Annotated in this window: 1 protein-coding gene; it reads left to right on the forward strand. The window is 65.8% G+C overall.

What is annotated here, in order from left to right; all coding sequences use genetic code 11:
- Positions 1 to 597, forward strand: a 597-nt coding sequence (locus FK530_RS24965) for a DNA-methyltransferase (RefSeq protein ID WP_146489483.1), incomplete at both ends; no start/stop codon positions are given.

The following is a 597-nucleotide window of genomic DNA, read 5'->3' on the forward strand; positions in this document are numbered from 1 at the left end:
CCATGTGGACGGACCCTCCCTACGGCGTCGAGTACGTCGGCGGGACCGACGATCGCCTGACAATCAGGAACGACGGAGCCAGCGAAGCCCGCGAGGTCGTCCAGGCGTTCCTCCCCGCAGCTCGCTCAGCGATCCGCCCCGGCGGAGCCGTCTACATATGCCACGCCGAGACCCAGCGCACCTACCTGGAGTTGGCGCTCGCGGCGTCGGGGTATGTGATGCGCCAGGCGCTGGTGTGGGTGAAGGGACGCTTCGTCCTAGGCCATTCGGACTACCAGAACGGACATGAGCCGATCCTGTCGGCCGAGGTCCCGGAGAAGGAGTTCGACCATATTGCCTACGGTTTCACCGAGGGGGGTGAAGGTCGCCTCGGCCGGGGTGGTCCTCATTGGCATGGTGACAATCGTGCGTCGACCGTGTTCGAGGTTGGGAAGCCGAAGGCGTCTGCACTCCATCCGACTATGAAGCCGGTCGAACTCATCCGGCCGATGGTCCGAAACTCGGTCGCCCGTGGCGCTTTGGTCCTAGATGCGTTCGGAGGGTCGGGGTCCACGGTGATCGCGGCGCAGATGGAGGGTCGGCGTGCGGCCCTGGTGG

This window comes from Tsukamurella conjunctivitidis, from assembly GCF_007858475.1.
Taxonomy (GTDB): Bacteria; Actinomycetota; Actinomycetes; order Mycobacteriales; family Mycobacteriaceae; genus Tsukamurella; species Tsukamurella conjunctivitidis.